This is a genomic window from Corynebacterium sp. HMSC034A01 (genome assembly GCF_001838175.1).
Lineage (GTDB): Bacteria > Actinomycetota > Actinomycetes > Mycobacteriales > Mycobacteriaceae > Corynebacterium.
The window spans coordinates 1-4,763 of the sequence record NZ_KV835948.1 but is presented as its reverse complement, the minus strand read 5'-3'; the positions used below and the strand labels follow the sequence as shown (position 1 = coordinate 4,763).

The 4,763-nt window shown below is 64.4% G+C and carries 5 protein-coding genes and 1 tRNA gene; 4 read left to right on the top strand and 2 right to left on the bottom strand.

The genetic code is table 11. The annotated features are described in order from the left end of the window. Positions 1 to 56 precede the first annotated feature (56 nt). Positions 57 to 129 (top strand) — tRNA-Phe (locus HMPREF2791_RS04510). A gap of 59 nt (positions 130 to 188) precedes the next feature. Continuing rightward, positions 189 to 479: a GNAT family N-acetyltransferase gene (locus HMPREF2791_RS04505; RefSeq protein WP_070474556.1), complete on the top strand. Its 291-nt coding sequence runs from the start codon at positions 189 to 191 to the stop codon at positions 477 to 479. Here the strand turns inward: HMPREF2791_RS04505 and epsC are convergent, their stop codons facing one another. Next, positions 480 to 1,079: a serine O-acetyltransferase EpsC gene (epsC, locus tag HMPREF2791_RS04500; RefSeq protein WP_070844559.1), complete on the bottom strand. Its 600-nt coding sequence runs from the start codon at positions 1,077 to 1,079 to the stop codon at positions 480 to 482. Positions 1,080 to 1,188: 109 nt separating this feature from the next. Then, a complete protein-coding gene (cysK, locus tag HMPREF2791_RS04495) occupies positions 1,189 to 2,130 on the bottom strand; it encodes a cysteine synthase A (RefSeq protein ID WP_070844558.1) in 942 nt (313 codons plus the stop codon). A 275-nt stretch (positions 2,131 to 2,405) separates the two neighbouring features. Here cysK and ramA point away from each other — a divergent pair, with 275 nt between their 5' ends. Together ramA and murA are read left to right on the top strand one after the other, a co-directional pair. Next, complete coding sequence (gene ramA, locus HMPREF2791_RS04490) at positions 2,406 to 3,248, top strand: acetate metabolism transcriptional regulator RamA (RefSeq protein ID WP_070475234.1); 843 nt, start codon at positions 2,406 to 2,408, stop codon at positions 3,246 to 3,248. A gap of 44 nt (positions 3,249 to 3,292) precedes the next feature. Then, positions 3,293 to 4,543 carry a UDP-N-acetylglucosamine 1-carboxyvinyltransferase gene (murA, locus tag HMPREF2791_RS04485; RefSeq protein ID WP_070844634.1) on the top strand — a complete coding sequence of 417 codons (1,251 nt, stop codon included), beginning with the start codon at positions 3,293 to 3,295 and terminating at the stop codon, positions 4,541 to 4,543. The last annotated feature ends 220 nt before the right edge of the window (positions 4,544 to 4,763 follow it).

The window sequence follows — 4,763 nt, the reverse complement described above, 5'->3', positions numbered from 1 at the left end:
GTCGCGGGTTCAAGTCCCGTCAGGGTCGCTGAATTGCTTGGCAAACGAGTAGTTCCGGCCAGATAGCTCAGTTGGTAGAGCACACGCCTGAAAAGTGTGGGGTCGCCAGTTCGATCCTGGCTCTGGCCACACTCCCGAAACCCCTTCCGCAGCGACGCGGAAGGGGTTTCGCATATATAGTCGGCCGCATGTCTGATAACCCGGAAGTATCCGTGCACAAGAACGAAACGGAAGGCCAGTACGAAATCCTCGTCGGCGAAGAAGTCGCCGGCTTTGCCACCTACGCCGACGCGAACGGCGTGCGCGACCTGCCGCACACGGTGGTGGACCCGAAGTTCCGCGGCCAAGGCCTGTCCAAGCCGCTGATCCAGGCGGCGCTCGACGACGCCCGCGCCGACGGCATGCAGGTCACCCCGTCCTGCCCCGCGGTGGAGCGCTACATCGAGCAGAACCCGCAGTACCGGGACCTACTCGCCTAATTAGATGATGTAGCTGCCCGGGTCGATGTAGCTGTCCGGGTCCACAAGCTTCACGCACTCGTCCGTCTTGCGCGGACGGACCTTCGCCGGAATGCCCACCGCAATCGAGTTTTCCGGCACGTCCTTGGTCACCACGGCGTTCGCGCCGACTGCGGAGCCGGAGCCGATGGTCACCGGGCCCAACACCTTGGCGCCGGCGCCGATGGTGACGTTGTCGCCGATGGTGGGGTGGCGCTTCGTCTGCGTGAGCACCTGCCCGCCCAGGGTCACTCCGTGGTAGAGCATGACACCGTCGCCGATCTCCGCGGTTTCGCCGATGACGATGCCCATGCCGTGGTCGATGAAGAACCTCCGGCCGATCGTCGCGCCGGGGTGGATCTCAATGCCGGTGAAGAACCGGTTCAGCTGCGCCAGGATGCGCGCCGGACCCTTCCAGTCGCGCTCCCACATGGCGTGGCAGATGCGGTGCACCCAGATGGCGTGCAGACCCGAGTACACCACCGCGTTTTCGACGTCGCCGCGAGCGGCGGGGTCGTGATCGCGCGCGTTTGCCAGGTCCTCGCGGACAGTGGAAACTACCTTTGCAGCCAGGGAAAGCATGGGGCGCAGTGTACCAAGCGGTCCATTTTCTGTGGGGATAAAAATTCCCCCGGGCCGAATGGGTCGGCGCCGGGGGAGGGGCGGCAGCTCGTCGCTAAGCAAAAGGTGCTTAGTCGCGGATGTCCTCGTATAGGACGGTGGAGACGTAGCGCTCGCCGAAGTCCGGGATGATCACCACGATGGTCTTATCCGCGTTTTCCTCGCGCGCAGCCAGCTCCAGCGCGGCCTTGACGTTCGCACCCGCGGAGATGCCGCCGAGGATGGCGTCCTTGACCGCGAGCTCGCGGGAGGTGGACACGGCGTCCTCGTTGGTCACGGCGATGATCTCGTCCACGACGTTGCGGTCCAGCGTGCCCGGGATGAAGTTGGCGCCCAGACCCTGGATCTTGTGCGGGCCAGCCTCGCCCTTGGACAGCAGCGGGGAAGCGGCCGGCTCGACGGCCACGGCCTTGACGTCCGCCTTCTGCTCCTTGAGGTACTTGCCGGCGCCCGAGATGGTGCCGCCGGTACCCACACCTGCGACGAGGATGTCCACCTCGCCGTCGGTGTCCTCCCAGATCTCCGGGCCGGTGGTGGCGTAGTGGATCTTCGGGTTGGCCTCGTTCTCGAACTGGCGGGCCAGGATGGCGCCCTCGTTCTGCTCCACCAGCTCGTTGGCCTTCTCCACGGCACCCTTCATACCGGCGGCGCCCGGGGTGAGCACGATTTCTGCGCCGTAGGCGCGCAGGAGCACGCGGCGCTCGTTGGACATGGTCTCCGGCATGGTCAGGATGACCTTGTAGCCCTTTGCCGCGCCCGCGAGCGCGAGTGCGATGCCGGTGTTTCCGGAGGTGGCCTCCACGATTGTGCCGCCCGGTTTCAGGTCGCCGGATGCCTCTGCGGCCTCGATGATGGCCTTGCCAATGCGGTCCTTGACGGAGTTTGCCGGATTGTAGAACTCCAGCTTGGCCAGCACGCGGGCCTTGGAGCCGTTGGCCTCGGTGATGTCCTTCAGCTCGACGAGCGGGGTGCCGCCGATGAGATCCAGAACGTTGCTTGCGATCTTCGTCATAATTCATCCCCTCCTGGGGTTTCAGTGGTCCATTGGTTGTCCGGGGGACAGCATACACCCCGAAGTAGACAAGACGGTTTGTTGTGTGTGAACCGCACGGTTCGGAGATGGGATTTGGTTTGGTCCGGCAGGGCGCGTTGAACGCTTTTGGAACGGGGTTAAGTTTGGCTACCCCCGTTCGCGCGATATGATCACGTTTGTTTTTGAGTCCTGTTCGGATTCGGGTGTGCCCCAAACGGGTGCCCCCGAAACGGTGGAAGGCGACACGTATGACGATGGATGCGCAGCGCATCAAGGACGACGATGACGCGATCCGCGCGGCCCTGACCGCGCTGAAGACCGCAACCGGCATTCCAGTTGCCATGTACGGCACCCTCTTGTCGGACAACCGGATCCAGATCACCCAGTGGATCGGCCTGCGTACCCCGGCCCTGCAGAACCTCAGTATCGCCGAGGGCGCCGGCGTGGGCGGGCGTGTCGTGTCCACCCGTCGCGCCGTGGGTATCGCCGACTACACGCGCGCTGCCGTGATCTCGCACGAGTACGACCAGCAGATTCAGGACGAGGGCCTGCACTCTGTCGTGGCGGTGCCGGTGATCGTGCAGCGGGAGATTCGGGGCGTTTTGTATGTGGGCGTGCACTCGCCAGTGCGTTTGGGCGACAAGGTTATCGAAGAGGTCGCCATGACCGCGCGCACCCTCGAGCAGGAGCTCGCCGTCAACGCGGCGTTGCGGTCTTCTGAGGGAGGGGACCGGGCAGGCGCCAAGACCGGCCGCGCGATGAACGGCGCGGAGTGGGAACAGGTCCGCGCAACCCACTCCAAGCTGCGCATGCTGACCAACCGGGTGGAGGACGAGAAGCTGCGCAAGGAGCTGGAGCAGCTCTGCGAGCAGCTGGTTTCGCCGGTCGCCGTCAAACAGACGACCAAGCTTTCGGCACGCGAGCTCGACGTGCTCGCGTGCGTGGCGCTGGGGCACACCAACGTCGAGGCTGCCGCCGAGATGGGCATCGGCGCGGAGACTGTGAAGTCCTACCTGCGCAGCGTGATGCGCAAACTCGGTGCTCACACCCGTTATGAAGCAGTCAACGCCGCCCGCCGCATCGGCGCGCTGCCTTAGGCAATTGCTTATCGACGTCCCTCCGGTTCTGTACTGTGGCGGACGTGAAAGAACGGTTTTTGGTTTCAGGCGGCGCCCGACTTGCGGGCGAAGTTCGCGTCGACGGCGCCAAGAACAGCGTGCTCAAGCTGATGGCCGCGGCCCTTCTGGCCGAAGGCACCACCACGCTGCGCAACTGCCCCCAGATTTTGGATGTCCCGCTGATGCGCGACGTCCTTGTCGGACTGGGGTGCGAGGTGGAGATCGACGGCGATGTCGTGCGCATCCATACTCCGGCCGAGGTGTCCCCGCACGCCGACTTTGACGCGGTACGCCAGTTCCGCGCTTCTGTGGCAGTGCTCGGACCGTTGGTCGCCCGCTGCACCGAGGCGTACGTGGCACTCCCGGGCGGTGACGCCATTGGGTCGCGGCCGCTGGACATGCATCAGTCCGGCTTGGAGAAGCTGGGCGCGACCACCCACATCGAGCACGGAGCAGTGGTTGCACGTGCAGAGAAGCTCACCGGGGCTTCCATCAAGCTGGACTTCCCGTCGGTGGGTGCGACTGAGAACATCGTCACCGCGGCGGTGCTCGCAGAGGGGCGAACCGTGCTGGACAACGCGGCGCGAGAGCCGGAGATTGTGGACCTGTGCTCCATGCTCAATTCCATGGGCGCGCGCATCGACGGCGCAGGCACGTCCACCATCACCGTCGACGGGGTGGAGGCGCTTTCGCCAACGGAGCACACCGTGGTCGGCGACCGTATCGTCGCCGGCACTTGGGCGTACGCGGCGGCAATGTCGCAGGGCGACATCACCGTCACCGGCGCTGCGCCCGGGCATCTGCACCTGGCGTTGTCGAAACTAAAGCTCGCCGGCGCCGATGTAGAGACCTACGACAACGGGTTCCGAGTGCGCATGGATGAGCGCCCCCGCGCCGTGGACTACCAGACCTTGCCGTACCCCGGATTCCCCACGGACCTGCAACCCATGGCGATCGCACTCGCAACGATTGCGGACGGAGTTTCCGTGATTACCGAGAACGTCTTCGAGGCACGCTTCCGGTTCGTCGACGAGATGCTGCGCCTGGGGGCTGACGCCAACGTGGACGGCCACCACGTCATGCTGCGCGGGGTGGACCAGCTGTCTTCCACCGACGTGTGGTCCTCCGACATCCGCGCCGGCGCCGGTTTAGTTCTTGCCGGCCTGGTCGCCGACGGTGTGACCACCGTGCACGAGGTGCACCACATCGATCGCGGATACCCGGCCTTTGTCGAGCAGTTGAATGCGCTTGGAGCGCATGTAGAACGCGCATAAAAACCTGCCGTGATCTGCGGGTTTGTGTTGTGTGTGGGGTGTGTGTAACTTATATCGAGTCAGCGAGACCGACAACGCCCCGCTGGAGAGACTGGTTCAAGGTTCTCTGGTTTGTGTGGCGGGCAGGAAAACAATCGCTGGTGGATTCCAAAGTCACTTGAGGCTGGCTCACTGTTGTGTGGGTTGGTTCTGGGTGTGCTGGTGTTGTTTGAGAACTCGA

Bases quoted from the DNA above. Each gene is read 5' to 3' on its own strand.
- HMPREF2791_RS04505 (WP_070474556.1), top strand. From the start codon at position 189: ATGTCTGATAACCCGGAAGTATCCGTGCACAAGAACGAAACGGAAGGC.
- ramA (WP_070475234.1), top strand. From the start codon at position 2,406: ATGGATGCGCAGCGCATCAAGGACGACGATGACGCGATCCGCGCGGCC.
- epsC (WP_070844559.1), bottom strand. From the start codon at position 1,079: ATGCTTTCCCTGGCTGCAAAGGTAGTTTCCACTGTCCGCGAGGACCTG.
- cysK (WP_070844558.1), bottom strand. From the start codon at position 2,130: ATGACGAAGATCGCAAGCAACGTTCTGGATCTCATCGGCGGCACCCCG.